Here is a 26,944-nt window from a genome sequence, read left to right as displayed (position 1 = left end):
GCGATGGAAATAAAATACGATTTAAAACCTGCGTCCGAACGCCGTACTGAGCAATTCAAGCCCGAAGGAAATGTGGGCTTCGGTAGCCTCAGAACCGATCATATGTTTTTAATGGATTATCGCGATGGTGAGTGGCGCGATCCTCGTATTGTGCCCTATGGCCCGTTTGAAATGGCGCCGGGTGCGATGGCCCTGCATTATGGTCAGTCAATCTTCGAAGGCGCCAAGGCCTTTATGCATGAAGATGGCGAAATTTACACGTTCCGCATCAACAAAAACGCCGAGCGTATGAATCGCTCTGCGGATATTGTCTGTATTCCTAATATTGATGAGCAGATGCAAATCGATGCGATCAACGCCTTGATCGACGTAGACCGTCTTTGGTTCCCGATGCAAGAAGGTGCCTGTTTATACATTCGCCCCTTTATTTTTGCGACCGAAGACCGTCTGTCTGTAAGCCCAAGTTCGCGCTACACATTCTGCGTGGTGTTAAGCCCAAGTGGTGCTTACTACGCGGCGGGTGTGAATAAAGGCATTCGTCTACTGATCAGCAAGACTTACCATCGCGCCGTATCGGGTGGTACTGGCGCCTCTAAAGCAGCGGGTAACTATGCTGCCTCATTGCGTGCGGGTAAAGCTGCCGCACAGTTTGGTGCTTCGCAGGTGCTGTATTTAGATGCGAACAACCAACAGATTGAAGAAGCGGGCGCGATGAACCACTTCCACATTCTGAAAGACGGCACTGTGATCATCCCAACCTTCACCGATACCATTTTAAAATCGATTACCTCGCAATCTATTATGGAGCTGGGTGAATTGCTCGGCTGCGAAGTGCGCCAAGAGACGGTCATGCTGGATAAGTTTATCGCCGATATCGAATCCGGTGAGATTATCGAAGCGGGTGGTTTTGGGACGGCTGCCGTAGTGTCTGCTGTCGGTTCCTATATTTTTGAAGATGGCCGAGTGGTGACTGTGGGCAACGGTGAAGTCGGTGAGCATATTCAACGCATCTACAAGCTGTATACCGATATCCAGAAAGGCCATATTCAAGGCCCTGATGGCTGGGTGAGACGCGTTGAGCGTATTGCACCTTAATAGTTTCTAAATCAATACGATAAGGCTCCATTATGGAGCCTTATTCTTTTTCGTCTTGCCGCTTTTGTATCTGTTGTATTAAAAGTGTTTGGCAATCTTTGGCGCTCAGCGGTTTACTCAGCAGAAAGCCTTGGACTTGATCACAGCCTTGCAGCGCCAAGAAGTTAAGTTGTTCTTGAGTTTCAACTCCTTCTGCCACCACATTTAACTCTAGGCTGTGGGCGAGAGCAATAATCGCGCTGGTAATGGCCGCATCATCGGGGTCGTTGGTTATGTCGCGCACAAACTCGCGGTCAATTTTTAAGGTATCGATAGGGAAACGTTTAAGGTAACTCAAACTTGAATAGCCTGTACCGAAATCGTCGACAGCGATGGTTAAGCCTAATGCTTTGAGTTTTGAGAGGATATTAACTGACTCCTGTGGGTTGCCCATGATCATCGATTCAGTTAGCTCCAACTCAAGAGCCTGGGCGGGAAGTCCTGATACCGCAAGGGCTACTTCAATGGTTGAGATAATATCGGCCTTTAACTGTCTAGCTGACAAGTTAACGGCCATGGTGATATCGCTAAAACCTAACTCATTCCATTCGGCCAGTTGTTGGCAAGCGTGATTAATCACCCAATGGCCTATTTGATTGATCATGCCTGTTTCTTCCGCGAGGGGAATAAACTCGGCGGGAGAAATGGGGCCTAATTCTGAATGCTGCCAGCGCAGTAGTGCTTCAAGCCCTGTCAGAGATCCATTGCGTAGGCAAAACTTAGGTTGATACACCAAGCTTAACTCATTGTGGGCGATTGCTTGTTTTAATCCCGTTTCGAGCAGCATATGGCGAGTCGCCATCTCATTGAGTTTATTGGTGTAAAACTGAAAGTTATTTCGCCCGAGAGCCTTAGCATGGTACATGGCGGTATCGGCAAATTTAATTAACGAATCCACATCTACAGCATCATTAGGATAGAGACTGATACCTATCGAAGTGGAGATCGTGAGGGATTTGTCCTCTAATAAGAAGGGCGCTTGAAAGGCTTTGAGCACTTTTTCCGAAATTAACGTCGCCGCTTTAGTTTTCGCCACACCTTCTAGAATAATAGTAAATTCATCACCACCTAAGCGGGCTACGGTATCTCCTTCGCGGACGGCATTTTGCAGCCTATGGGCCACTGCTTTGAGTAATAGATCGCCAATGTGGTGCCCCATAGAGTCGTTAATGTGCTTAAAACGGTCGAGGTCTAAAAACAGTAGGGCGACAATATTATTCGATCTATGTGCTTGAGATATCGCGTGATTAAGCCGGTCTTGGAATAAGGTTCGATTAGGCAGCCCTGTGAGCGTGTCAAAGCTAGCGAGGAAACGTAAATCCTCCTCGGCCTTTTTGCGCTCTGTAATATCAGTAAATACCGCCACAAAGTGGCTAGTTTCACCTTTTACGTCAATTACTTGATTTATCTCGAGCCACACCAAAATTGCTCTACGGGCCTTATTGCGGATCCAAATTTCTCCCGCCCAATGTTTATGGCGTAGTAGTTGCTGTTCAATGCTATTAAACAGATCCCGTTGTTTTCTACTGTAGGCTAAGTGAATTAAGTATTTATCACTAATCTGCCGCTCTGAATAACCAGTGATATTGCTAAAAGCGGGGTTTACCGAACGGATTCGATAGTCTAATCCTGCCACCACGACGGCTTCATTCATGCTATTTAGCACTTGTGAGGAGAGTACCAGTTCGTTTTCGATCAGCTTGCGCGAGGTAATATCCCGAGTTGTGCCCGTCATACGAATGGGATGGTCTTGCCCATTAGCTTCAACAACTTTACCCCGCTCAAGGATCCAAACCCATTTGTTGGGCGAATGCTCAATGCGGTATTCCACTTCAAAGAAGGGAGTGCGTCCTTGTAGGTGTTCGGCTAACTCGTGCCTAAATCTTTCCCTATCTTCAGGATGAGCATTGTCGTGCAGTAGATGGTGACGGTTCCATTGAGGGACAGGTATATCTGTATGCGTCCGGTAAACCTGTTGTTCTTGGATATTCCAGTCCCACATCCCGTCGCCCGAAGCCCAAAGCGCCAGTTTAAGCCGTTCTTCAGATGCACGAATGCTAGTTTCAAACTCTTGTTGTTGGCGACGTTTTTGTTTGCGCCATTTTACTATCCATATCAGTAGAGTCAGTGTCAGTAGAATATAAAGCGCATAGGCCAATTCGGTGCGATAAAAAGGTGCATCGACGGTTAAATCGACCAAAAGCGTATAGTCACCTTGACGGTTGTATTCAAGTGAATGGCGCACATGGAGCACGTAGTTGCCTGGATCGATATTAGTGAAGGTGATTTCATTGCCTGTCGGTAAATCGTGCCAATGGTTATCAAATCCTTCGAGGAAATAACTAAAGCGATTTTTTCCTGTATAGCTAAAATCCAGTGAAGTGATTTCAAAGCTCACTAATTGATCGGCGTAGTTCATTACGATTTTCGGCGGATGACTCAGATCTAAAATTGTCTGTTTTTGGCCGGCAATTTTATATGCGGTGAGTGCTACTTTCGCTTCACCCCTTTTGTCAGGTAGGATTTTAGGGTTAAAGCGATTGATGCCATTAATTCCGCCAAACCAGAGATCGCCATCACTGTCTTTAAGTTTTACACCACCGTTAAATTCCAGTGCCTGTAAGCCTTCCTGTTCGTTGAAATTGATAATTTTGTTATTGGTAGGGTTTAATTTTCCAATACCGGCATTGCTACTGAACCAAATATGATGCTCATCGTCCTCCAGCAGAGCGTAAATCGTATCGCTGGGTAGGCCTTGTTCACGGGTATAATTACTAAAAATGGGCAATAAGGTTTGATACGATAGCCGACTAATGCCACCGTGGGTCGCAAACCAAACATCACCATTATTTGCGACTAAGATATCCCTAATGCGGTTATTGATAATGCTGTTTTTGTCATGGGGGTCATGGTAAAAAACGTCGCCATGCCCTGTTTGCATATCTAATTTTACTAGTCCATTGAGCGAACCAATCCACAGAATATTATTATTGGCCCTAAGGGTGAGTAACAGGTTTTGTGTAGGGTGAAAATTTTCAATGCCTGTTAGCGAAACAGGCGTAAATTCATCATTTACAGTGGATTTCCGATATAGCGCATGGGATGTCGCTACCCAGAGCCTATTTTGATCATCTAACTCTAGACTGCGGATATAGTTCGCTTCTGCTGAGGTGTCTTTGCTATCTGCAACATTAAGTAGGCTAAATTCACCGTTTGGAGCCAGACGCCCTAGTCCATAGTTACTGGCAAACCAGAGGACGCCTTGCTTATCTTGAATAATCGAGCGCAGAGTGAGGTTTAAGTATTGAGTCCCTAACCCTAATGCCTTGACAAAAAAAGTGCTGTAGTTTTCATATGTTTTACTATTTCGTGCTAACCGCTTAAGGCCAGCGCCTTCTGTTCCTATCCACAGAGCCTGATCTTGGCTGCGGTAAAGGCTACGGACATTATTGCTCTGTTGAGGTAATTCGGTCGTATATTCAAACAGATGCTGAAAATATTGACGGCGAGTGTTGATCTTATTCAATCCAGAATAACTCGCGCCGAGCCATAGATTGCCAAAAGGATCTTCTAGCAGGGATAAGATATTGTTTTCACTGATACTGTTTGTACGTTTGGGATCAAATTTATGATAAGTGGCAACGAATTGATCCGCCTCTCTTTCTAATTGTATTAAACCAGCTTCAGGTCCGACAACCCAGAATTGTCCTTGGGATGTTTGAACAAAATCTTTGATATAGGGAACATTATGTTCTGCTTGCCAGATGATAGTCCCTTGTTGAGTGGTCAGATCATAGTGCCAGAGCTGATTACCAAGCGCTAAGCTAATTGCTCGACTTGAATTGGCTTTAATCTGATAAGCAATCACGTCCTGCGGCACATTCAGCCGCGTAATCGTATTTGCACTTACTGCAAAGGTACCATTATCCCTGGTTCCTGCGAGTAAATAGGTGTTATCAACATTGGCAAGACTGGTGATATAGGGTTCAATGCTGGTTCCTAGTGAAACTTGGCTTAAGCGTTTTGTTCTTGTGGAAAAAGAAAACAAGCCACTTTGAGTGCCAATCCACAGCGTATTGCCGACAATATTGAGTTTAGTGACCCTGGGATCGGTGAGACCCTGTTCTATGCCAATGCGTTCAAAGGTGCCTGTTTTTAAATTGAGCCGATTTATACCTTGGCTAAAAGTACCTATCCAAAGATAACCTTGGGCATCTTGGATAATATCCGAGATATAACTTTCTGAAATACTTTGAGGATCATTAGGGGAGTGGATAAAAAGATTGAAGTTGTAACCGTTATAGCTATGGAGCCCATCTTGAGTGCCAATCCACAGCATGCCAGCACTGTCCATAAATAGGCTGGTGATTGTGTTTTGGTTTAACCCTTCTTCGCTGCGGATATGCTCAAATTTAAGCAGTGTATTTGCCGCATTAAGCGGTAATGCCAAGCCTGCGGGAAGCACCGCAACAAAACTGAGAATGCAGAGCACGCTAACGATTAGTCTAAGGATTGGTTGACTCAAAGCTACCCCTATCATTCCCTACTTTTTCCCCAATTTTGGGAGGTATTATTAACGTTACTTTAGGAATGTCGCGTTAAGAATGAGACTGACGCGATCTCAGTTTTAAAATTAAAATAATGGTTAATTTATTCACAGATTTATATAGCGTAAGGTGTTTTTATCAATATCAGCTGTGACCAACGCAAGTTTAGCATTTTTTACCGAATGCCAACATATTGCAGCTCGCAGGGAAGATAAATAAAAAAAGACCTTGCCGGAAGGGGGAGAAGCAAGGCCTTTGGTTGAACTCTATTGATAGGGTGATATCAATCAACTTGAAGGTGCGAATCAGTTGTCTGGTTTTATACGGTGGGCACGCGTACAAAACCCTCCATCAGCACTCGGGCGCTGCGGCTCATAATGGCTTTAGTCACTGTCCATTCGCCGTTTTGTTGCATGGCCTGTGCGCCGACGCGAAGGGTGCCTGAAGGATGGCCAAAACGTACCGCTTCCTTCTCACCACCGCCTGCCGCGAGATTGACTAAAGTGCCGGGAATCGCCGCCGCGGTACCAATCGCTACGGCGGCCGTGCCCATCATGGCATGGTGTAGTTTGCCCATAGATAGGGCGCGTACCAGAAGATCGATCTCCTCCGCTGCAACTGCTTTGCCGCTGGATGACACATAGTTTTTCGGCTTAGCAACAAAGGCCACCTTAGGGGTATGTTGGCGTGATGCGGCCTCATCAATATGTGTGATAAGTCCCATACGTACGGCGCCATAAGCACGGATGGTCTCAAACTTGGCAAGAGCGGCATTATCGCTGTTGATATCGTCTTGCAGTTCAGTGCCCGTGTAACCCAGATCCTCAGCATTGATAAAGATGGTTGGGATACCCGCGTTAATCATGGTGGCATTAAAGCTGCCAATCCCGGGTACTTCGAGTACATCCACTAAATTACCCGTTGGGAACATGCTGCCACCATCGCCGTCTTCGTCAGCGGCGGGGTTCATAAATTCGATCTGCACTTCGGCGGCGGGGAAGGTCACGCCATCGAGCTCAAAATTGCCAGTCTCTTGCACCATGCCATCAGTAATCGGCACATGGGCAATAATGGTTTTTGCAATATTGGCCTGCCAAATACGCACGGTGCAGATACCGTTTTGCGGGATGCGCGCAGCATCAATCAGGCCATTGCTGATGGCAAAGGCGCCGACGGCGGCGGTTAAGTTGCCGCAGTTACCGCTCCAATCCACAAAGGGTTTGTCGATAGACACTTGGCCAAACAGATAGTCAACATCGTGGTCGGCTTGGCTGCTTTTAGACAGAATAACCGTCTTGCTGGTGCTGGAAGTTGCGCCGCCCATACCATCAATCTGTTTACCATAGGGGTCGGGACTGCCAATGACGCGCAGCAGTAGTGCATCACGGTGAGGGCCTGGCACTTGGGCTGCTTCGGGTAAATCTTGCAGACGGAAAAATACCCCTTTGCTAGTGCCACCACGCATATAGGTTGCAGCCACTTTAATCTGGGGCGGGAAAAGTTTATTACTCATGCTATTAACTCCAAGGGGAATAGCGAAAAGGTTCGTGTCGATATAGGCGGCAAGCTTGTCGGCATTGCCGCCTTTTAGCGCGAATCTTACTTCAGATTTGACTCTAAAAAGTCCTGCGCAAACCGTTGCAGTACGCCGCCAGCAGAGTAGATAGACACTTCTTCTGCGGTATCTAAACGGCAGGTCACAGGCACTTCGACACGCTCACCGTTTTTACGGGTGATGATAACGGTGAGATCTGCACGTGGCGCGATATTGCCAACAACATCAAACACCTCGGTGCCATCGATGCCATAGGTTGCGCGATTCTCGCCCGCTTTGAATTCCAGCGGCAACACGCCCATACCGACTAAGTTTGTGCGGTGAATACGCTCGAAACCTTCGGCGACAATCGCCTCTACGCCCGCTAAACGCACGCCTTTTGCCGCCCAGTCACGGGATGATCCCTGACCATAGTCAGCGCCAGCGATAATAATCAGCGGTTGTTTGCGATCCATATAGGTTTCAATGGCTTCCCACATGCGGGTCACTTGGCCTTCTGGCTCGATACGCGCCAGTGAGCCTTGCTTCACCTTGCCATCGACAATTGCCATCTCGTTTTTGAGTTTAGGGTTGGCGAAGGTCGCACGCTGGGCCGTTAAGTGGTCGCCCCTGTGGGTCGCGTAGGAGTTAAAGTCTTCCTCTGGCAGGCCCATCTTGTGCAGGTATTCGCCCGCCGCGCTGTCCATCATAATCGCGTTCGAGGGCGATAAATGGTCTGTGGTGATGTTGTCACCTAATACCGCCAGTGGACGCATGCCCTTGAGGGTGCGCTCGCCCGCTAATGCACCTTCCCAATAAGGTGGGCGGCGGATATAGGTCGATTGTGGACGCCAGTCGTACAGTGGGCTGACCTTATCGCCATAGTCGACGCTCAGGTCGAACATCGGCTCGTAGACTTTGCGGAACTGCTCTGGCTTCACGCTTGCCGCAATCACAGCATCGATTTCGGCATCCGTTGGCCAAATATCGATTAAGCGAACGGGCTTGCCATCTTTATCTAGGCCTAACACATCCTTCTCGATATCGAAACGAATGGTGCCCGCAATCGCATAGGCCACCACTAACGGTGGCGATGCGAGGAAGGCTTGCTTAGCGTAAGGGTGAATACGGCCGTCGAAGTTACGGTTACCGGATAATACGGCGGTGGCGTACAGATCGCGGTCGATCACTTCCTGCTGGATAACCGGGTCGAGGGCGCCGCTCATGCCGTTACAGGTGGTGCAGGCGAAACCGACAATACCGAAGCCTAATGACTCAAGCTCTGGCAGCAAGTTGGCTTCTTCTAAATACAGTTGTACCGCCTTAGAGCCAGGGGCGAGTGAGGTTTTAACCCAAGGTTTGCGACTTAAGCCTTTGGCATTGGCGTTACGTGCCAGCAGGCCTGCTGCAATCACGTTACGTGGGTTACTGGTGTTGGTGCAGCTAGTGATGGCCGCAATAATCACGGCACCATCTGGCATTAAGCCTGGCTCGTTTTCAACCACGCCGCTGATGCCGCGCGCGGCCAACTCTGAAGTCGGAACGCGAGCATGGGGATTCGATGGGCCAGCAATGGTACGCACTACCGATGATAGATCAAAATGCAGGGTACGTGGGTACTCGGCCTGCTTGAGATCATCGCTCCACAAACCTGTGGTCTTGGCATAGGTCTCAACCAATTTAACTTGCTCATCGCTACGACCCGTGAGGGTTAGGTAGTCTAGCGTTTGTTGGTCGATATAGAACATGGCGGCCGTGGCACCAAATTCTGGCGTCATGTTCGAGATGGTTGCGCGATCCCCAAGGGTTAAGGCCTCAGCGCCTTCGCCGAAGAACTCTAAATAAGAAGAAACCACCTTTTGGGCGCGTAAAAATTCGGTCAAGGCCAGCACGATATCGGTTGCAGTGATACCCGGCTGAGGTTTGCCTGTTAGCTCAACGCCGATAATGTCGGGTAGACGCATGTATGAGGCGCGGCCCAGCATCACGCTTTCGGCCTCAAGACCACCCACACCAATGGCGATAACACCCAGCGCATCTACGTGTGGCGTATGGCTGTCGGTGCCGACTAAAGTATCGGGGAAGGCCACGCCATCGCGAGCATGGATCACGGGTGACATACGCTCCAGGTTGATTTGGTGCATGATGCCGTTGCCCTGTGGGATCACATCGATGTTTTTAAAAGCTTTTTGAGTCCAGTTGATAAAGTGGAATCTGTCTTCGTTGCGTCTATCTTCGATGGCGCGGTTTTTCGCAAAGGCATCCTTATCGAAACCACCATATTCCACAGCTAGGGAATGGTCGACAATCAGCTGGGTCGGAACCACTGGGTTAACCTGGGCAGGATCGCCTCCCTTAGCGGCAATCGCATCACGCAGCCCCGCTAAGTCTACCAGCGCGGTTTGGCCCAAAATATCGTGGCACACTACACGCGCAGGGAACCATGGGAAATCCAGTTCCTGTTTTGATTCAATAATTTGTTTTAGCGAGTCGGTAAGCGCCTGCGGCTCGCAGCGACGCACTAAGTTTTCCGCTAACACGCGCGAGGTGTAAGGCAATTTCGCATAGGCGCCGGGGGCAATGGCTTCAATGGCTTCGCGGGTATCGAAATAGTCGAGTGCTGTGCCGGGTAAAGGCTTGCGATATTGGGTGTTCATAACAGTGCTCATAACATCATCCATTTCGGAAAATGAAGTTGGCGCGAGACGCACATTGAGTGAAGTCTCGCGCTAAGTGTGGTCAGTTTTGCTTAACGGTTGGCAATGGGTACCACTTTGCGTGGTGATACACCCACATAGTCGGCACTTGGACGAATAATGCGGTTGTTTGAACGCTGCTCCATCACATGTGCTGCCCAACCCGTTACCCGTGAACAAACGAAGATTGGGGTAAATAGCTTGGTTGGAATGCCCATGAAGTGGTAAGCACTGGCATGGAAGAAGTCGGCGTTACAGAAGAGTTTTTTCTGTTCCCACATCAGGGCTTCACAGGCGACCGATACGCGGTAGAGGCGATCATCGCCATAATCTGCGGCCAGTTTTTCTGACCATTCTTTGATGATGGCGTTACGAGGATCTGAATCACGGTAGATAGCGTGACCAAAGCCCATAATCTTTTCTTTGCGCTCGAGTTTACCCATCAGCACATCGCGGGCATCGGCTTCGTCTTTCATGTCTTGAATGAGCTCCATCGCCGCTTCGTTGGCGCCGCCATGCAGTGGGCCACGTAGTGAACCGATTGCGCCAGTTACGCAAGAATGCATGTCCGACAGGGTCGATGCACACACACGAGCGGTAAAGGTTGAAGCGTTAAACTCATGCTCTGCATACAGAATTAACGAAACGTCCATTACTTTAGCGTGCAGCGCCGATGGGGCTTTGCCGTGTAGCAGGTGTAAGAAATGAGCGCCGATTTGCTCATCGGTGGTTTCGGTGTCGATGCGTACGCCATCGTGGCTAAAGCGATACCAGTAGCAGATGATAGATGGGAAGGCCGCCAATAAACGATCGGCAATTTGGCTTTGCTCGCTAAAGTTGTGCTCGGCTTCGAGGTTACCCAGCATAGAGCAACCGGTACGCATGACATCCATTGGATGGGCGTCGGCAGGGATGCGCTCTAACACTTCTTTTAATGCCTGTGGCAGGCCGCGCATGCCCTTAAGTTTGGTCTTATAGGCCTCGAGTTGTGCTGTGGTGGGCAGCTCACCGTAAAGGATCAGGTAGGCGACTTCTTCGAAGGTGGCGTTTTCGGCCAGATCTTTTACATCGTAACCGCGGTAGGTCAGGCCGCTACCCGATACACCTACAGTACTTAGTGCAGTCTCACCCGCGCTCTGGCCACGTAATCCAGCACCACTTAATTTTTTTGCGTCTGACATAATTCTTCCCTTCCGTTAACGCTATGGTTATTGCAGACAGGCTCAATATTAGCCGTCTACCTTTTTGGTTAAAGCTGCATAAATGTTGACTAAATACAGAGTTTTAGCCTTATGTAGGGTTGCAGCATATCGGTGATGCAGGAGCCGTTATTTGAGGTCACGGCTCTCGCATCTGGGTATCAGTAACAACGCGAAGCCTAAGCTTCTACTGACGTCCATGGTCTGTACTTATCTTTTACTTATCTTGGCTAAATAATTGATCTAACTTGTCTTCAAAGGCGTGGTAGCCCAAGTACTTATACAAATCCGTACGGGTCTGCATAGTGTCTAAGACATTGCGTTGATGACCATCATTCATCAGCGCTTGCATCACTTTCAGTGCGGCTTGGTTAGCGGCGCGGAAAGTGCCGAGTGGGTAAAGCACCATGTCGGCGCCCGCTTCGGCGAGTTCTTCTTTGTTGAACAATTGGGTTTGGCCAAATTCGGTCATGTTCGCCAGAATTGGTGCGTTAACTTGGGCTTTGAAGTGACGGTATTGGTCCAGCTCAGTTAAGGCTTCGGCGAAAATCATATCGGCACCCGCGGCGATATAGGCTTTTGCACGTTCGATACCCGCTTCTAAACCTTCAACGGCAACCGCATCGGTACGCGCCATGATCACAAAGTTAGGATCGGTACGGGCATCGACGGCGGCCTTGATACGGTCAACCATTTCCTCGGTACTGACGACCGCTTTATTGGGTCTGTGGCCACAACGCTTTTGCGACACTTGGTCTTCCATGTGCACGGCAGCTACACCGATTTTCTCAAACTCTTTAATGGTGCGGGCGATGTTGAAGGCGCCGCCCCAACCGGTGTCGATATCGACTAGCAGTGGCAGTTGAGTTGCCGAGGTGATACGACCGGCATCGATTAGCACATCATTCATCGAGGTCATGCCTAAATCAGGTAGACCGTAGGAGGCGTTTGCGACGCCTGCGCCCGATAGATACAGGGCTTGGAAACCGGTTTGTTCCGCCATCAAGGCGAAATACGCATTGGTGGTGCCAACGATTTGTAAGGGTTTTGAGTTAGCAAGAGCTTGGCGAAAACGTAATCCTGCGCTTTGGGTCATGGTCTTGTCCTTATCCAATTAAAAAGTACTGAATGATCAGTATTCGATGCTTATGGGCTGCGACTTAGCTGATATTGGCTAAAGTTTCTTTCGCGGCGGCGTTAGCTTGTAATTCAATCAAGCGTAATTCGGTATTTTTACGGCCTTGCTCAATATGGCGACGCATCAACAGGCTAGCGAGTTCACCATCACGCTGGGCAATGGCTTCGACTATGCGTCTGTGTTCGGCAATGGCTTTTACTGGGCGGTTCTTATTGGTGCACTGATAGCGATACATCCGCAGCAGATGATAAAGCCCGCCAATTAAGGTTTCTTGCAGATGTTTATTGCCGCTGGCTTGGATGATTTGATAATGGAAGTCGACATCACCTTCCTCTTGGAAATAGGTATCGCCATTGGCCAGCGCGGTTTCTTGCACCGCGAGTAAGTCTTCTAACTTGGCTAATTGTTCTGGGGTAATACGGCTGGCCGCAAGTTCGCAGGCCATGCCTTCGAGCACGCTACGCAATTGATATAAATCGTTTAACTCGCTCACTGTGAGTTGAGCAACACGGGCACCCACATGGGGCGCACGGACTACGAGACGTTGTCTTTCTAAGGTTTGCAGCGCCTCACGGGTCGGGCCGCGGCTGATGCCGTATTTTTCGGCGAGGGCTTGCTCGTTGATCTTACTGCCCGCAGGCAGTTCGCCTTTGATGATGCTGGTTTGTATTTGCACCAAAATTTGATCGGCTAAGGTGGTCGACGATTTTTCGCTGGCTAGGGATTTCACCTTCGTTGTTGAGCTGGTTGAGGCATGAGCCACTGAGCTTGGGGTGTCATCTGTTGGGAATATGGTCTCTTGCTTCAACATACTGCGCATCACTCGTTGATTGCTGGATTGTCGACAATGAGTAAAAAATAGTCCCGTTAAATGCCATTGTCAACAATATGTTTACTTAGACGTAAGTCTACATTTCTGGTGTTTTAATTATTAGTTGTTGTATTTATTTGTTATTTTGTATTTTATTTGATTTTGATAATTTTATCTTCTCTATTGCGTAATTGGTAATTGTCGACAATTTTGGTGTTGAGTGATGTCAGATGGTGCGATCAAACACAGCTTTTACCCCATTGCGACTTATTGAGTACAATGCAGAGGAAGTATTGGTCGGCACTCATAGGGTTAATGCATCGGGGGACAATATGGAGAAAATCCTCATTAGCAGTTGTTTGCTTGGGCAGGCGGTACGTTATGACGGCGGTCATAATCTGCTGCAAGACGAGTGGATGCAGCGATGGCAACGAGAAGGGCGGATAGTGGCGTTTTGCCCTGAATGCGCGGGCGGATTACCCACACCAAGGCCTGTGGCCGAGCGTGTTGGCGATCTAGTGCTAACGGCGCAGGGTGAAGATGTAACAGCGGCTTTTAGGTTGGGAGCACAAAAGGCGCTTGCTTTGGCTCAGGAGCAAGGCATTAAGATAGCGATTTTAAAGGCGCGTAGTCCTTCCTGTGGCAATCAGCACATTTATGATGGCAGTTTCAGTAAGCATTTAATTGCAGGGCGGGGAATGACGGCCGAACTTCTGCTAGCGGCAGGTATGAGTGTGTTTAATGAAACGGAATTAGCAGAAGCGGCAATGAGGCTGGCACAACTTGAGGTCGAATAAGTGGGCTAGGTAAGCCTAACCCGCTATCGACTCACTTACGTTAGTGAATCTGTATTCGTTAATCTGTATTAGTGAAGCTGTGTGTGGGTGCTGGTGGCACTATCCGTTAGCTGCTGATGTTGCTGCAAGAGTGCAGCAATTTGATCATCTTTTTCCGCCCAAACTTGGTTTAACCAACGCTGAAACTCGACCCGATATTCCGATTCTGAAAAGTAGCGAGTAGCGTCGACCTGCGGTACTGGCAAGGCTCGCACCCGTACAATAATCTTGCGTACTTTGCCGTTCATTACGCCAAATAACACATCGTCTGGCGCATCCGGATACACTACCGTCACATCCAGTAGGTTAGTAAATTGCTCACCCATAGCGGAAAGTGTAAAGGCAATACCACCTGCTTTAGGCCGGAGTAAATGACGGTAAGGTGAATCTTGGCGCTGGCGTTTATCTTCGGTAAAGCGGCTGCCCTCAACGTAGTTGATAATTGATGTGGGCATATTTTTAAACTTTTCACAGGCTCGGCGAGTGGTGGCTAAATCTTTACCTTTAAGTTTCGGATTTTTTTTGAGTTTTGCCGGGCTGGTTCTGTCCATAAAAGGCATATCGAGCGCCCAGCAACCTAGGCCCATAATAGGGACATAGATCAGCTCTTTTTTGAGGAAGAATTTCAACATGGGGATATGGTTACGCAGCAGGTAAGTTTGCGCGGCAATATCAAAGCCACTGAGGTGGTTACTGATTAGCAAGTACCAGCTGTTTTTATTGAGCCCTTCAAGTCCTTCAACATCCCACTCGATTTTGGCAATCAAATACAAAATGCCACCATTGCAGGTTGCCCATGCCCACATAAAACGATTCATCAGTCCGGTCACTGCATTGCGTGCGCCTTGAGCTGGCATCAACATTTTCACTAAACCACCAAGGCAAACCAAGGTTCCCCAAAGGGCGGTGTTAATGATCAGCAGGCTCAGACTGAGAATAAACAGCACTGGGCCGGGGAGAAAATTCAACATAGAGGTTTTACCTTACTTCTTGGTCCGCTTGCCCAGCCAATTGGCTGATCACTTGATCTTTAGCGAGCCAAAGTTCATTCAATTGTTCTTGGAAGCTAATTTTAAACTCGCGATCATTCATATAATCGCCACGCATATCCGGCGAAATATCCTTCACTGTTATGTGTACTTTAACCTTTGGCAGCTTGCCTGTCAGGTAGTCCCAATAGCTTGGAACGCTATCTGGATAGTAAATCGTGACATCGACTAGCTTGTGGATCTGTTCTCCCATGGCGGATAGCGCAAAGGCCATGCCGCCCGCTTTAGGTTTTAACAGATGTTGGAACGGTGAGTTTTGTTTTTTATGTTTGGCCTTGGTAAAGCGTGTTCCTTCGACAAAGTTCATCACACTCACAGGCTTAGTCTTAAACTTTGCGCAGGCTTTACGGGTGATCTCGATATCTTTGCCCTTGAGTTTTGGGTTCTTTTTAAGTTGTGCTGTGCTATAGCGGCGCATAAAAGGAAAATCTAATGCCCACCATGCTAGCCCTAACACGGGCACATAAATCAGTTCTTGTTTCAGGAAGAATTTCAAAAACGGGATTCGGCGATTAAATACGCGCTGCAGGATCAAAATATCGACCCAAGACTGATGATTAGCGATCACCATATACCATTCTTTGGTAGAAAATTGGCTATCGCCCGAGAGCTCAATTTGCACTGGGTGCAGCACACGTTCAATCACCCCATTGACGCTTATCCAAGCGCTGGCGCAAAAGTCGAGAAAATAGCTCGTCGCCGTTCTCAACACAGGCAAAGGAATAAGTTTAATGAAGCTGCCCAGAACAATGGGTACAACCCAAAACAGCGTATTCACGACATAGCCTAAGAAAGCTATGCAGCCTTTTAATTGTGAAAACAACGTCCCCATTGGCGCCCCCTGATAAAAATTGGAGGCCTATGTTACTCGGTGTCGGCGTTTGGCTCAATCTTAGGGCGGCTGGTCGGGGCATTTGTTAACATTTCGAGTCTCAATACTGTTGGGATAAACGGGCCAATAATTTATCCATAGCCCGATAACCTAAGGCTTGGGCGAGGTGGCGCCTTTCGGTATTGGGGGCCTGCTCAAGGTCGGCAATGGTGCGGGCAACCCGTTGAATGCGATGAAAGCTGCGCACGGATAATCCTAACTTGACGACACTCTGTTCTAAAAAAACTAGGTCAGCCTCATTGATACCACTAAATTGCTTAAGTTGTTTACCTGATAGTTCGCTGTTAAGCACGCCCGCTCTGGCGAGTTGAATATCGCGGGCGCATTTTACTCGTTTGGCGATTTGATGGCTGGTTTCGCCTTGCGTCGACTGTTGCGTTAGGGTGCCTGCTGGGAGTTTGGGGACTTCGATGGTGAGATCAAATCTATCTATAAACGGGCCAGAGAGCCTGGCGAGATAGCGCTGGATTTGATCGGGTGTAGCTCGATTGGGGCCGTCGATATCGCCGCTCGGGCTGGGGTTCATGGCGGCGATCAATTGAAAGCGGCTTAAAAAGGTCAGTTTTGCCGCCGCGCGGGAGATCACCACTTCACCTGTTTCCATAGGTTCACGCAAACAGTCGAGCACTTTTCTTGGAAATTCAGCGACTTCATCCAGAAATAATACTCCGCGATGGGCCAATGAAATTTCGCCAGGCTTAGGAATACTGCCACCTCCGACTAAGGAAATTGAGGAGCAAGTATGGTGTGGCGCGCGAAATGGTCGCTTAAGAAAGTCCTCAGGTTTGATATTGATGCCCGCGACGGAATGAATTGCAGCCACTTCTAAGGCTTCTTCATAATTGAGTGCAGGTAATAGCGCCATCATGCGGCTGGCTAACATGGTTTTGCCAGTACCCGGCGGACCTAGCATTAATAGGTTATGGTTGCCTGCAGCGGCGATCTCAAGCGCTTGTTTAGCTTGGTATTGACCTATCACCTCGCTAAGGCAAGGCGTGGACTGCGCTGGCTCATCCGAGATCCACTCGAGCTGCTGCTCCAACATGGGAAGTGGCGCTTGTCCATGGAGAAAGGCCGCTAAACTTTGCAAATGGGAGCCAAAGTAGACCTTAGGGTAGCCAACTAACTCAGCGTCGTGGCGATTCTCGAGGGGCAGAATTAACTGATTATTATGGCGTTTAGCCGCAATGATCGCAGGCAGCAGTCCTTGGCAGTGGCGGATTTGCCCTGAGAGGGCAAGTTCGCCGACAAATTCGGTATCCTTAAGGCTTGTGTGGGGGATTTGCTCTGAAGCAGCCAAAATGCCGATGGCGATAGGTAAATCGTAGCGGCCGCCTTGCTTGGGTAAATCCGCCGGCGCGAGATTAACGGTTATTCGCCGCATCGGAAACTCGAATCCCGCATTGATCAAGGCGCTGCGTACCCGCTCGCGGGCTTCTTTGACAGAGGCTTCTGGCAAACCCACCAGATTAAAAGCCGGCAGGCCATTACTAAGATGGACTTCAACCGTGACTTCGGGTGCTTCAACCCCACAACTGGCTCGGGTATGCACGCAGGCTATCGCCATAAACAAATCCTTTTGTTGATCTTTTGAGCAGAGTTTGAGTGTAGCAGTAATTCGCCTAAGGGTTTTCAATTCATAGGATCGCTGTCCGACTGCACCGCAAGCTGCTGACTCAGGCTTTAGCGTTAGCGTGATAGCCTCGGCAATTTGAGCTGTTAAGCGATAGCAAATATTTGATAGAAATGATAAAAAGCCAATATTGGAGTCGTGAGGTCAATATGGATATGTTGTTAGCAGAAAATTCCCCCATTCGTCAGCAGCTGCTCGAGCAAAAGTTGGCGCAGTTTAAAGACCCGCATCTTGCCCATACGCTTTCGGCATTTATTCGCAGTAGTGTCGATCTCTATCCCTGTGCAAACGAAGACTATAGCCAGTTAGGTAACAGCCGACTGGGTGGATTGCCGGATTTACCTGTAGGGATGGATTATCCGGTGACCTTGGTCGGAAGGGAGGCGATGCTGGATGCTTACGCTGAGGAATTCGAGCATACTCGCGAGTATATCGAGGAGCATTATGGGTGGTCGCAAGATTGGGACTGGGACGAGGCGGCGCAGGCCTTCCGTGTGCCGATGCAATTTATCGCACAAATCAATTGTAGCGAACTGAAGGCGTTGCAATCTTATTTGCCCCGAGAAGGGCGATTGTTATTCTTTTTAGAGCGCTGGCGATTCTCGGAAATGCTTCGCGGCCATGTCTATTATGTCGCTGAGGATCAGCAACTGAACTCTGGGAAAGCGATTGCCGCACTTAAGTTCGACGATGCGGTATGTACAAACTATGAGTATCAGACGGCTTATCAACTTCAGGGGATTGCCAGCCTTAAGATGATTGCCCCTGACATGATTAATAGTGACAACCCGCATTTAGTAAAGTTAGCCAAGGCACGTTTACAAGCGCTACCTGAACCGCAACAAGCCATGGTGCTGGAGGCCATAGAGGTTGTGGATGATGAATTGGTACCAGAGTGGCAAGATCAGCTCAAGGGCTATGAGCTGATACAATTGAATGAGCACGGGCTTATCCCTGGTCAGATTCTCACTCAATCGCAATGGGCTAATACCGACTGGCAGTCATCCAACTTGCAGGCATTGCTCGTCCCCGAGCAGCCGCTGCCGTATTACAATGGTATCGCCAGCATTAATGGTCATGGTGATAGCCGCTATAAAGCCCCCGAACTCCACGCCGCGGCTGAATTAGGCGGCAATGCTGAAGATTATCTGGTGCTGCTTAAAGTCGTCTATAGTGAGCACTCAATGCAGTTGAATTTTATTATCCACCGAGACGATCTCGCATTGGGTAAATTCGAGCGCATTTACTGCATTTATGACAACTAGCTGAGCTATAACCAACCTTTTTGTTTGGCAATGCGGGCGGCATCGATTCGGTTGCTCGCATTGAGTTTGGCAATGGCTTCGGATAAATAGTTACGTACCGTGCCTTCGGCAATAAACAGCATCTCGGCTATCTCTGCGGTGGATTTGCCTTCACTGGCAAAACGTAGGGCGCGGCGTTCTTTATCGTTGAGGGGGTCGACATCGCCAATTGCCATCATGGCTAACTCAGGATCGATAACGCGTTTACCCGCCATCACTTGTTGAATTGAACTGACGAGGGTTTCTGAGGGCGCATCTTTTAGCAAAAATCCACCGACACCCGCTTCGATAGCGCGTTTAATGTAACCCGCGCGGCCAAAAGTTGTGATCACCACCACTTTGGTTTGGCTATGTTGCTCCTTTAGCCAAGCGGCTAGCTCCAAACCTGTTCGTCCCGGCATTTCAATATCCGTCAGTAACAGGTCAAAATGCTGTTGTTTGAGAAGGGTTAACGCTTCGTCGCCATCGCTGGCTTGAGTAATGGTAAAACCGCCAGCAAGGGTTAGCAGTGCCGCTAGTGCGCCGCGCACCATGGCTTGATCTTCTGCCAATAGAATCTTCATTAATCTGTTGCTCCCTGCAAAGGTAAAGTAACGCTAAAGGCATATCCCTGCTCAAGATTATAACTGAAATGACCTCCGAGGCTATCGAGACGTTCACGGATACCTGTGAGCCCATTTCCTTCGACAAAAGGTCTTGCTAAGGCATTATCTTTAACCTCGACATTAAGGGTATTTGCCTGCTCACTAAATTGAATGCTGCATTGGCTCGCGTTGCTGTGGCGCAAAATATTATTCACGAGTTCAGTTAAAATCAGCACAAGTTGGCTTTCTGTTCTGGCGGGCAGTTTTGGTAATTCACCAATTAACTCAACGTAGATGCCTTTGTCCCTGAGTGAATGACATAGCTGGGTGATGCAACTTGCTAAGCCTTTGTGTTTATAGTCTGAGACGGTATGCCTTATTTGGCTCAAGCTTTCCCGCGCAATTTGTCCTAGCTCTTGTAGTTGAGTCGTTGCAAGTTGATATTCTTGTTTCGCCAGTAGTTTTTCGGCCAATTCAGCCTTTAGCGCAATCGATGACAAACTGTGCCCCATAATATCGTGCAAGTCTCTGGCGATACGCTCCCGTTCAACCATAGTGGCTAAGGTGCTGATCTCTTTGGCGCTTTGTCGCTCCTTCAATCTATGCTGGTAACGTCTTCGCTCTGCTTTACCGAGCATACCAACCCCTAATACTAAGGCTGAGCCGTACATTGGAAAATAGTAGCTATTGAATTGACTAACGTAGTTGAGCAAGAACAGTGTAACTAGTATCCCGAGCCAGCATAACAAGCTAACTCTAAAGGAATAAAAGAAACCAATAAAGAAACTGGCAAAGGTAAAGAGTGAGATGGACCCGGGATTAATAGGGGTAATGGCTATAGCAAGTACTAACATGCCGATAATAGGCCGATGGGCGCTGCGGAAATTACTGCGATAGGTCCCAAAATAGCAGTAAATAAAGGGAACCAGCACGGCTAAAATTAAGATAATTTGCCAGCTAGGATAAGGCGTAATAAACAGCGGTATCAGATAAAACGCGAGGTTTATTAAGTACACCCATGCGAGCTTTCGTTCAAGTTGTAGGGGGTTATTTGTCATATCGCTTCGCCTAAGATCCATTTTGCGGCTGCTGAGAGTAGGATTGGCCGTAAACATTAGCCAATCCTTTCGCCTTTTCTGGGGTTATTTTGCACTTATTTGCTGATTTTTCTGAAGTAAAAACTTAGCCCAACCATAATCTTTTTCCACTTGCAGTGCCTGTTGCCAATCTTCCATCGCGCCTTGGATATCCCCCAATTCTTGTTTGGCCAGTCCGCGCCAAGTGTAAGCTTCGGCCTCACCCCAGCAAATGTTCTCGCAAGGTTGATTAAATCGCTCAATGGCGCTGCTGGCGAGCGTCTTGGCAACTTGCATGCTGCCCCCAAACATTGCTGGCGTATTATAGGCGGCAATCGCTTTCACTAATGCGACCCGCGGATTAAGCGGTGCCAGCTGTTCGGCCTGAGCAATGGCGTTAGCGGATTTGATCCCAAGCTCAGCGCCTTTGCTGTTATCCAAGGCGATTTGCATACCATACACGGATGATAATAGCGCGAGGGATTCCGCATCGGCTTGACTGTTGGTTAAGATTTCTAAGCTCGCTTGAGCCGAAGCTAAGGCATTATCTGCAATTGTTTTTTGTCCCATCACATTGGCGCTGATGGCTAAACGATAGTTGGCATAAGCCGCCTCGTAATCTTGAGTGGCAGTGCTGAGCTGTTGCAATTTATCAATATTCAGTGTGTTAGCCGCTTTCTCTGCCTCAGCGATATTGGGGCTAGAGTTCGAAGCCGCGAACGCTGGCACGCAGGCGAGGGCAAGGCTTGATAGCAGTAAAAGTGTTTTCATGGTATTTCCTTATTGAAGAGATTGCCCATTGCTTGGGTACGGCTTCATTATCAGAAATCCCTCGACACGATTGCAGGCACAAAGGTCATCAATTAGGCATGACAAATGTCATTCTTTAATGGCTACATAGCAAAACACCGGAGTGGCTCCGGTGTTTTAGTAAGCTAAGGTGAACGCGTAAATCGTTAGACTACCGCTTGGCTGCTAGCTTGGTTAACGAGGTAAACCATGTAGCCTAAGTAAGCAATAAGCAGCGTGGCACCTTCGCGGCGACCAATTCGTAGGCCAGACCAAGCAAAGGGTAAAATGATTACGGCTAACGCCAGCATGACAATAAAGTCTAAGGGTTGGAAACCAAGCCCAGATACAGGATAAACGACGGCGGTCACGCCAAGAATACCTAATATATTAAATATATTTGACCCAACGATATTACCAATAGCAATATCGCTTTCGCCTTTGAGTGCCGCTAAAACCGAGGTCACTAGCTCTGGCATGCTGGTACCGATAGCGACAATAGTCAGGCCGATAATGACTTCACTAACACCAAATACTTTGGCTAAATCAACAGCGCCATTCACAAATAAAATGCCACCGCCGACTAACATTCCGATGCCGACAATAATAAACGCGATTGAAAGCAATGGATTTTTAGGACCTTCTTCAATCACTTCACCATCGGCATCAGTAGTATTTTTGGCGCTGAAATAGCTGAAAACCAAGTAGCCGACAAGGAGTGATAATAAAATGATGCCGTCAATCAAGCTGAGTTCGCCATCTAGCAATAATCCCCAAAACAGCATAGAAGCGAAGATCATGATAGGAATATCACGCTTAACCATTTCTGATTTGACTTCGATAGGACGTATTAACGCGGTGATCGCAAGGATCAGGCCGATGTTGACAATGTTGGAACCAATGACATTCCCAAGAGATATACCGCTGTTGCCTGCTAATGCCGCTTTAACGCTGACCGCAAGCTCCGGAGCGCTAGTACCAAAGGCGACAATGGTTAAGCCGATCACTAGGGGAGTTATGCCTAAACGCAGCGCAATTGTGGTTGCTCCACGGACTAAGGCCTCTGCGCCTAAGGTTAAAATAAGAAAGCCGCCGATAATTGAAAGTGCAATAAGCATTTTGGACTCTGTTAAACCTGATTGAGTGAATTAATTTAAGGTGTATCACCTTACGCTGATAGGCGTACATGATACGTGTTTTTAAATTGCTTTGACAGAATATGTCATAAAAAGCACGCCGAAGAGCGTGCTTTAATCATAACGGTGCGTTTTGACGCTATTTTGCGACTAACTCATCTTCCCAGCGTACTTGAGCACCACGGATCCCGTCCACCCTTTCGCTAAAGGCTTTCTCAAGCACGTGGCGCTTGATCTTCAGTGTGGGGGTTAATACATCGTTTTCGATGGTCCAAGGTTCACTCACCACCACAATGGCATCCACATGTTCGTGGGATTCTAAATGTGGATTCACACTATCGAGTGTCGCTTTAAGGGAAGCGCGTACTTCTTCACGGGCTTGTAGGTTAGCTCCCTCAGAGAGCTGCACTAGGGCTACAGGGTGCGGCAAACCAGAGCCAATAACACAAATCAGCTCCACATGAGGATCTTGTGCAAGCTTGCGCTCAATTGGCACTGGTGCCACATATTTGCCTTTAGCGGTTTTAAAGTTGTCTTTCACGCGGCCAGTTATCGTCACACAACCATCGGCATCGATGGCGCAGAGATCGCCAGTATGGAAGAAACCATCAGCATCGAAGGCCGCCGCGGTGGCTTCAGGTTGCAGATAATAGGCGGTCATTAGGCCTGGGCTCTTAATGAGTAGCTCGCCATCTTCACCTTGGCGGATTTGGCAATCTTGAACTGGCTTACCCACAGTGCCGATTTTACGTGCATCGAAAGGGTAGTTGATGATGGAGTAAGCACAGTTTTCTGTCATGCCCCAAGCCTCACAAATATCCAGCCCAATACTGTGATACCAGTGGATGAGTGAGGGCGGAATAGGCGCTGAGCCAGAGCCGAGTAAACGGCAATGGTTGAGTCCTAAGCCCTTATGGATCTTGTGTTTTACTAGGCTGCTAATCAGTGGAATTTTTAGCAGCAGATTGAGTTTTCCGACACCAATCTTGTCGATAATGTTCTTTTGGAACAGGCTCCACAGCCGTGGAACGGAGAAAAACACCGTTGGTTTAGCGCGCTGCACATCCGCAACGAAGGAGTCTAAGCTTTCGACGAAGGCGACGGTACTGCCGGAATAAAAAGACGAGCCTTCGATCGCCACGCGCTCGGTAATATGGGCTAACGGTAAGTAGGACAATAATCTATCTTTACCATCTGTACGTAGATCGCGCACCACCGCTTGGCAAGTCCAACCATAGCTAGCATAGGTTTGAATCGCACCTTTAGGTTGACCCGTTGAGCCCGAGGTATAAATCAGCGTCATTATCTGATCGGGTTCGGGTAATGGCGCTTCAATCAACGGGTTGCCCATATTGAGCAATTGTTCCCATTGATATTGAGCTGGCATGGTGTCGTAGGGCATAGCAAGGCGCAATAATTCGCCGCCGACACCGGCTTCTTGATCGGCCCAATGATCGAGCTTACCGAGGACAATCGCTTTAGCCCCACTATGCTGCAATACATAGCGAATGGTATCTGGATTCGCAGTCGGATAAATAGGAACGCTGATATAGCCACCGTGCATCAGGGCGAGGTCGGTGATAAACCATTCGGCACAGTTTTTAGACAGAACGGCAATCTTATCGCCCGGCTCTAAGCCTAAATGGCGCAACGCGCCAGCGAGTTGTTGGACTTTTTCTTGTACTTCATTCCAAGTGAAATCAAGGTATTGCCCCTTGATTGGCTGGCGCAAATAAATCTCATCCCCACGCGTATTCGCCCAGTGCGCCAGCATTTCAATTGGCGTCTTAATCGCTTTATCCATAGGCAATTCCCTGTTCTTTATTGTTATTTTCACCCCAACATAGGTGCCCAGTATGGCGAGTTTTGTGAGGCCGCGCAAATAGTTTGCAAGATTGTAAAATCACTAAATCTGCAAAACAGCCTAATGGGCGAGTATGAAATGAAAATGAACTTAATAACAGGTCAGAGCAGGAGTCGCGGGGCGCATTAGGCAATAAAAAAGGCGCCTAAGCGCCTTTCATATCGGTGGAAGCTTACAGCTCCATCACGCCGTCCATTTCGACTTGTGCATCCTTAGGCAGCTGCTTCACACCGATAGCGGCGCGAGCTGGGTAAGGTTGGCTGAAGTAACGGCTCATGATTTCATTCACTTTGGCGAAGTGGCTTAAATCGGTGAGGAAGATATTGAGCTTAACGATATCGTTGATTGTGCCGCCAGCAGCGGTACAAACGGCCGTTAAGTTTTCAAACACTTGCACAACTTGCGCCTCAAAATCATCGCTCACGATTTGCATTGTGCTTGGCACCAGTGGGATTTGGCCGGATAAATATACTGTGTTGCCGACTTTAACCGCTTGAGAATAAGTGCCAATTGCCGCTGGGGCGTTTTCGGTCGCGATAATGATTTTTTCTGCCATGACGCTCTCTCTAGATAAATGATCAACGATTACGGGATGTACGCAACACCTCGGGCAGTACCCGGATACGGCGCATCACGTTAGCTAAATGGATCCTGTCCTTCACCGAAATCCGCAGGTTAATCAAGTAAACGCGGCCATCGCGCTCTTCGGTGCTAAGGTTGTGAATGTTCGAGCCCTCGGCGGCGATAATCGAGGTGATCTTGGCCAGCGCGCCTTGGTGGTTAACAATTTCCACCCGCAGATTGGCTTGATACTCGACGCCTTCGACATTGTCCCACTGTACGGGAATGTATTTATCTGGCTCGCCTTGGTAACCGCGAATGTTAGCGCAGTTTTCCATGTGGACGACTAAGCCTTTACCTTGGCTCACGTGGGCAATCACCGCATCACCAGGGATGGGGCGGCAGCAGTTGGCGAAGGTCACTAACATGCCTTCGGCGCCGCGGATTGGCATCAGGTGAGAATCGCGGCTCTCTTGATTCTCTAAATTATCGCCAATCAAACGTTGGGCGATGACTATGCTCATGGCATTGCCAAGGCCGATGTCGGCGAGTAAGGAATTTAAATTGGCGTGCTTAGTATCGCGCACAACTTTATCAATCTGCTCGGCAGGAATGCTATCGAGTTTGGTTTTACCTAGCGCATGGTTAAGCAAACGGCGGCCAAGGGCGATAGCATCGTCTGCTTTTAGGCTCTTGAGCACTTGGCGGATTTTGGCGCGGGCTTTACCCGTGACCACAAAGTTAAGCCAAGCGGCATTCGGACGCGCGCCTTTAGCGGTAATGATCTCAACGGTTTGGCCGGAGATTAATGGCTGGCTTAACGGATAAGCTTGGCGGTTAACGCGGGCGCCGACACAGGTGTTACCCACATCGGTGTGGACTTCATAGGCAAAGTCGACGGCGGTGGCGTTAACCGGTAATTCTAAAATGCGACCTTCGGGGGTAAACACGTAAATCTCTTCGGGGAAGAGTTCGGTTTTGACGTTTTCCACGAATTCGAAGGAGGTGCTGGCGCTCTGTTGCAGTTCCAGCAAGCTTTGCATCCACTTACGGGCACGCACTTGCGTGGTGGTGCCTTGACCATCGGCACCGCCTTTGTAAGCCCAGTGGGCCGCAACCCCTTTATCGGCCATTTGATCCATATCTTCGGTACGAATTTGGATCTCGACGGGTACGCCGTGGGGGCCGAATAACGAGGTATGTAACGACTGATAGCCGTTGGCTTTTGGGATAGCAATATAATCTTTAAAGCGACCTGGACGTGGTTTATACAGGCCATGCATCGCACCGAGCACGCGATAACAGGTATCGATGGAGTCGACAATCACGCGGAAGGCATAGATATCCATGACTTCTTGAAATTGCAGCTCTTTACTCTGCATCTTGTTATAGATGGAGTAGAGGTTTTTCTCGCGCCCTTTGACTTTGCCCTTAATGCCCGCATCGTTTAAGCGGGTGAGTACCGCGGCCTCAATACCTTGAATGAGCTCTTTACGGTTGCCTCGAGCCGCTTTTACCACTTCCCTTAGTACCCGATAGCGCATGGGATAGTAGGCTTGAAAACCTAAATCCTCTAACTCAGTCTTGATATTGTGAATACCGAGTCGGTTGGCAATGGGGGCGTAAATCTCTAAGGTTTCGCGGGCAATACGACGGCGTTTGTCAGGACGCAGCGCGCCTAAGGTGCGCATATTGTGAGTGCGGTCGGCAAGCTTGATGAGAATAACGCGGATATCCTGCGTCATCGCCATCATCATTTTGCGAAAGTTTTCTGCTTGAGCTTCTTTCTTATCGCGAAATTTCAGCTTGTCGAGCTTAGACACCCCTTCAACCAATTCAGCCACCGATTCGCCAAATCGCTCGGCTAAATCTTCTTTGGTGACATAGGTATCTTCGATGGTGTCGTGCAGCAATGCCGCCATCAGCGTCTCATGGTCGAGACGCATTTCGGCGAGGATGCGGGCGACCGCAACCGGATGGGTAATATAAGGTTCGCCGCTAGTGCGCATTTGCCCTTCATGGGCATCACGCGCAACTTGGTAAGCCTGCTTGAGCAATTCTACCTGTTCAGGTTCTAAGTAACCGGAAGCAGACTCCTTTAGACCTTCAAACAGATACAAGTGGCAGCTCTCCTTTACCCAAACAGGTGTGACTCAATCAA

Annotated in this window: 19 protein-coding genes; 3 read left to right on the top strand and 16 right to left on the bottom strand. The window is 48.6% G+C overall.

The window, feature by feature from the left end; genetic code table 11:
- Window positions 1–3 precede the first annotated feature (3 nt).
- The gene (locus MMG82_RS05970; RefSeq protein WP_047534222.1) at window positions 4–1,095 is read left to right on the top strand and encodes a branched-chain amino acid aminotransferase; all 1,092 of its coding nucleotides are present in this window, start codon (window positions 4–6) and stop codon (window positions 1,093–1,095) included.
- A gap of 40 nt (window positions 1,096–1,135) precedes the next feature.
- Here the strand turns inward: MMG82_RS05970 and MMG82_RS05965 are convergent, their stop codons facing one another.
- The 6 genes from MMG82_RS05965 to MMG82_RS05940 all read right to left on the bottom strand — a co-directional run bounded on the left by MMG82_RS05965 (window position 1,136) and on the right by MMG82_RS05940 (window position 13,059).
- The gene (locus MMG82_RS05965) at window positions 1,136–5,674 is read right to left on the bottom strand and encodes an EAL domain-containing protein (protein WP_241406606.1); all 4,539 of its coding nucleotides are present in this window, start codon (window positions 5,672–5,674) and stop codon (window positions 1,136–1,138) included.
- 326 nt (window positions 5,675–6,000) lie between these two features.
- A complete protein-coding gene (gene prpF, locus MMG82_RS05960; RefSeq protein ID WP_241406605.1) occupies window positions 6,001–7,194 on the bottom strand; it encodes a 2-methylaconitate cis-trans isomerase PrpF in 1,194 nt (397 codons plus the stop codon).
- A gap of 86 nt (window positions 7,195–7,280) precedes the next feature.
- The gene (gene acnD, locus MMG82_RS05955) at window positions 7,281–9,884 is read right to left on the bottom strand and encodes a Fe/S-dependent 2-methylisocitrate dehydratase AcnD (RefSeq protein ID WP_172590753.1); all 2,604 of its coding nucleotides are present in this window, start codon (window positions 9,882–9,884) and stop codon (window positions 7,281–7,283) included.
- 80 nt (window positions 9,885–9,964) lie between these two features.
- Window positions 9,965–11,092, bottom strand: a complete 1,128-nt coding sequence (gene prpC / locus MMG82_RS05950) for a 2-methylcitrate synthase (RefSeq protein ID WP_037413722.1) — start codon at window positions 11,090–11,092, stop codon at window positions 9,965–9,967.
- Window positions 11,093–11,327: 235 nt separating this feature from the next.
- Window positions 11,328–12,206, bottom strand: coding sequence for a methylisocitrate lyase (gene prpB / locus MMG82_RS05945; RefSeq protein ID WP_037431229.1), 879 nt, complete (start codon window positions 12,204–12,206; stop codon window positions 11,328–11,330).
- A 64-nt stretch (window positions 12,207–12,270) separates the two neighbouring features.
- Window positions 12,271–13,059, bottom strand: coding sequence for a GntR family transcriptional regulator (locus tag MMG82_RS05940; RefSeq protein WP_241406604.1), 789 nt, complete (start codon window positions 13,057–13,059; stop codon window positions 12,271–12,273).
- A gap of 332 nt (window positions 13,060–13,391) precedes the next feature.
- Here MMG82_RS05940 and MMG82_RS05935 point away from each other — a divergent pair, with 332 nt between their 5' ends.
- Complete coding sequence (locus tag MMG82_RS05935; RefSeq protein ID WP_047540110.1) at window positions 13,392–13,856, top strand: DUF523 domain-containing protein; 465 nt, start codon at window positions 13,392–13,394, stop codon at window positions 13,854–13,856.
- 68 nt (window positions 13,857–13,924) lie between these two features.
- Here MMG82_RS05935 and MMG82_RS05930 read toward each other — a convergent pair whose 3' ends face one another.
- The 3 genes from MMG82_RS05930 to MMG82_RS05920 all read right to left on the bottom strand — a co-directional run bounded on the left by MMG82_RS05930 (window position 13,925) and on the right by MMG82_RS05920 (window position 17,403).
- Window positions 13,925–14,866, bottom strand: a complete 942-nt coding sequence (locus tag MMG82_RS05930; protein WP_037431237.1) for an acyltransferase — start codon at window positions 14,864–14,866, stop codon at window positions 13,925–13,927.
- Window positions 14,867–14,873: 7 nt separating this feature from the next.
- On the bottom strand, window positions 14,874–15,776 hold the full coding sequence (locus tag MMG82_RS05925; protein WP_037413712.1) for an acyltransferase: 903 nt from the start codon (window positions 15,774–15,776) through the stop codon (window positions 14,874–14,876).
- Between the two features lie 100 nt (window positions 15,777–15,876).
- Entirely contained in the window at window positions 15,877–17,403 is a 1,527-nt protein-coding gene (locus tag MMG82_RS05920) for a YifB family Mg chelatase-like AAA ATPase (protein WP_047534230.1), read from the bottom strand.
- A 215-nt stretch (window positions 17,404–17,618) separates the two neighbouring features.
- Between MMG82_RS05920 and MMG82_RS05915 the strand changes: the two genes are divergently transcribed.
- Window positions 17,619–18,734, top strand: a complete 1,116-nt coding sequence (locus MMG82_RS05915; protein ID WP_047534233.1) for a DUF1963 domain-containing protein — start codon at window positions 17,619–17,621, stop codon at window positions 18,732–18,734.
- 5 nt (window positions 18,735–18,739) lie between these two features.
- On the opposite strand, the gene MMG82_RS05910 is transcribed toward MMG82_RS05915, so the two are convergent.
- The 7 genes from MMG82_RS05910 to spoT form a co-directional block, all read right to left on the bottom strand.
- Window positions 18,740–19,336, bottom strand: coding sequence for a response regulator transcription factor (locus MMG82_RS05910; RefSeq protein ID WP_037413708.1), 597 nt, complete (start codon window positions 19,334–19,336; stop codon window positions 18,740–18,742).
- Entirely contained in the window at window positions 19,336–20,415 is a 1,080-nt protein-coding gene (locus MMG82_RS05905; protein ID WP_047540113.1) for a sensor histidine kinase, read from the bottom strand. Before MMG82_RS05905 ends, MMG82_RS05910 begins: the two co-directional genes overlap by 1 nt.
- A gap of 84 nt (window positions 20,416–20,499) precedes the next feature.
- Entirely contained in the window at window positions 20,500–21,204 is a 705-nt protein-coding gene (locus tag MMG82_RS05900) for a hypothetical protein (protein ID WP_047534236.1), read from the bottom strand.
- 185 nt (window positions 21,205–21,389) lie between these two features.
- A complete protein-coding gene (locus tag MMG82_RS05895; RefSeq protein WP_144346474.1) occupies window positions 21,390–22,340 on the bottom strand; it encodes a calcium/sodium antiporter in 951 nt (316 codons plus the stop codon).
- A 157-nt stretch (window positions 22,341–22,497) separates the two neighbouring features.
- Complete coding sequence (locus MMG82_RS05890; RefSeq protein WP_055647873.1) at window positions 22,498–24,162, bottom strand: AMP-binding protein; 1,665 nt, start codon at window positions 24,160–24,162, stop codon at window positions 22,498–22,500.
- 232 nt (window positions 24,163–24,394) lie between these two features.
- Window positions 24,395–24,778 (bottom strand): RidA family protein, encoded by a 384-nt coding sequence (locus tag MMG82_RS05885; RefSeq protein WP_011624341.1) that lies wholly within the window; start codon window positions 24,776–24,778, stop codon window positions 24,395–24,397.
- Window positions 24,779–24,800: 22 nt separating this feature from the next.
- Window positions 24,801–26,903: a bifunctional GTP diphosphokinase/guanosine-3',5'-bis pyrophosphate 3'-pyrophosphohydrolase gene (spoT, locus tag MMG82_RS05880; RefSeq protein ID WP_037413695.1), complete on the bottom strand. Its 2,103-nt coding sequence runs from the start codon at window positions 26,901–26,903 to the stop codon at window positions 24,801–24,803.
- Window positions 26,904–26,944: the final 41 nt, after the last annotated feature.

Source organism: Shewanella sp. MM_2022_3 (assembly GCF_022557375.1).
GTDB classification, from domain to species: domain Bacteria; phylum Pseudomonadota; class Gammaproteobacteria; order Enterobacterales; family Shewanellaceae; genus Shewanella; species Shewanella xiamenensis.
This window is presented reverse-complemented; position numbering and strand designations above follow the sequence as displayed.

What these genes read in the sequence shown, in the direction of transcription:
- MMG82_RS05885 (WP_011624341.1), bottom strand. Translation starts at nt 24,778, where the DNA reads ATGGCAGAAAAAATCATTATCGCGACCGAAAACGCCCCAGCGGCAATT.
- prpB (WP_037431229.1), bottom strand. Translation starts at nt 12,206, where the DNA reads ATGACCCAAAGCGCAGGATTACGTTTTCGCCAAGCTCTTGCTAACTCA.
- MMG82_RS05890 (WP_055647873.1), bottom strand. Translation starts at nt 24,162, where the DNA reads ATGGATAAAGCGATTAAGACGCCAATTGAAATGCTGGCGCACTGGGCG.
- acnD (WP_172590753.1), bottom strand. Translation starts at nt 9,884, where the DNA reads ATGAGCACTGTTATGAACACCCAATATCGCAAGCCTTTACCCGGCACA.
- MMG82_RS05895 (WP_144346474.1), bottom strand. Translation starts at nt 22,340, where the DNA reads ATGCTTATTGCACTTTCAATTATCGGCGGCTTTCTTATTTTAACCTTA.
- MMG82_RS05920 (WP_047534230.1), bottom strand. Translation starts at nt 17,403, where the DNA reads ATGGCGATAGCCTGCGTGCATACCCGAGCCAGTTGTGGGGTTGAAGCA.
- MMG82_RS05930 (WP_037431237.1), bottom strand. Translation starts at nt 14,866, where the DNA reads ATGTTGAATTTTCTCCCCGGCCCAGTGCTGTTTATTCTCAGTCTGAGC.
- MMG82_RS05965 (WP_241406606.1), bottom strand. Translation starts at nt 5,674, where the DNA reads ATGATAGGGGTAGCTTTGAGTCAACCAATCCTTAGACTAATCGTTAGC.
- MMG82_RS05935 (WP_047540110.1), top strand. Translation starts at nt 13,392, where the DNA reads ATGGAGAAAATCCTCATTAGCAGTTGTTTGCTTGGGCAGGCGGTACGT.
- MMG82_RS05905 (WP_047540113.1), bottom strand. Translation starts at nt 20,415, where the DNA reads ATGACAAATAACCCCCTACAACTTGAACGAAAGCTCGCATGGGTGTAC.
- prpC (WP_037413722.1), bottom strand. Translation starts at nt 11,092, where the DNA reads ATGTCAGACGCAAAAAAATTAAGTGGTGCTGGATTACGTGGCCAGAGC.
- MMG82_RS05900 (WP_047534236.1), bottom strand. Translation starts at nt 21,204, where the DNA reads ATGAAAACACTTTTACTGCTATCAAGCCTTGCCCTCGCCTGCGTGCCA.
- MMG82_RS05940 (WP_241406604.1), bottom strand. Translation starts at nt 13,059, where the DNA reads ATGTTGAAGCAAGAGACCATATTCCCAACAGATGACACCCCAAGCTCA.
- MMG82_RS05925 (WP_037413712.1), bottom strand. Translation starts at nt 15,776, where the DNA reads ATGGGGACGTTGTTTTCACAATTAAAAGGCTGCATAGCTTTCTTAGGC.
- MMG82_RS05910 (WP_037413708.1), bottom strand. Translation starts at nt 19,336, where the DNA reads ATGAAGATTCTATTGGCAGAAGATCAAGCCATGGTGCGCGGCGCACTA.
- MMG82_RS05970 (WP_047534222.1), top strand. Translation starts at nt 4, where the DNA reads ATGGAAATAAAATACGATTTAAAACCTGCGTCCGAACGCCGTACTGAG.
- MMG82_RS05915 (WP_047534233.1), top strand. Translation starts at nt 17,619, where the DNA reads ATGGATATGTTGTTAGCAGAAAATTCCCCCATTCGTCAGCAGCTGCTC.
- prpF (WP_241406605.1), bottom strand. Translation starts at nt 7,194, where the DNA reads ATGAGTAATAAACTTTTCCCGCCCCAGATTAAAGTGGCTGCAACCTAT.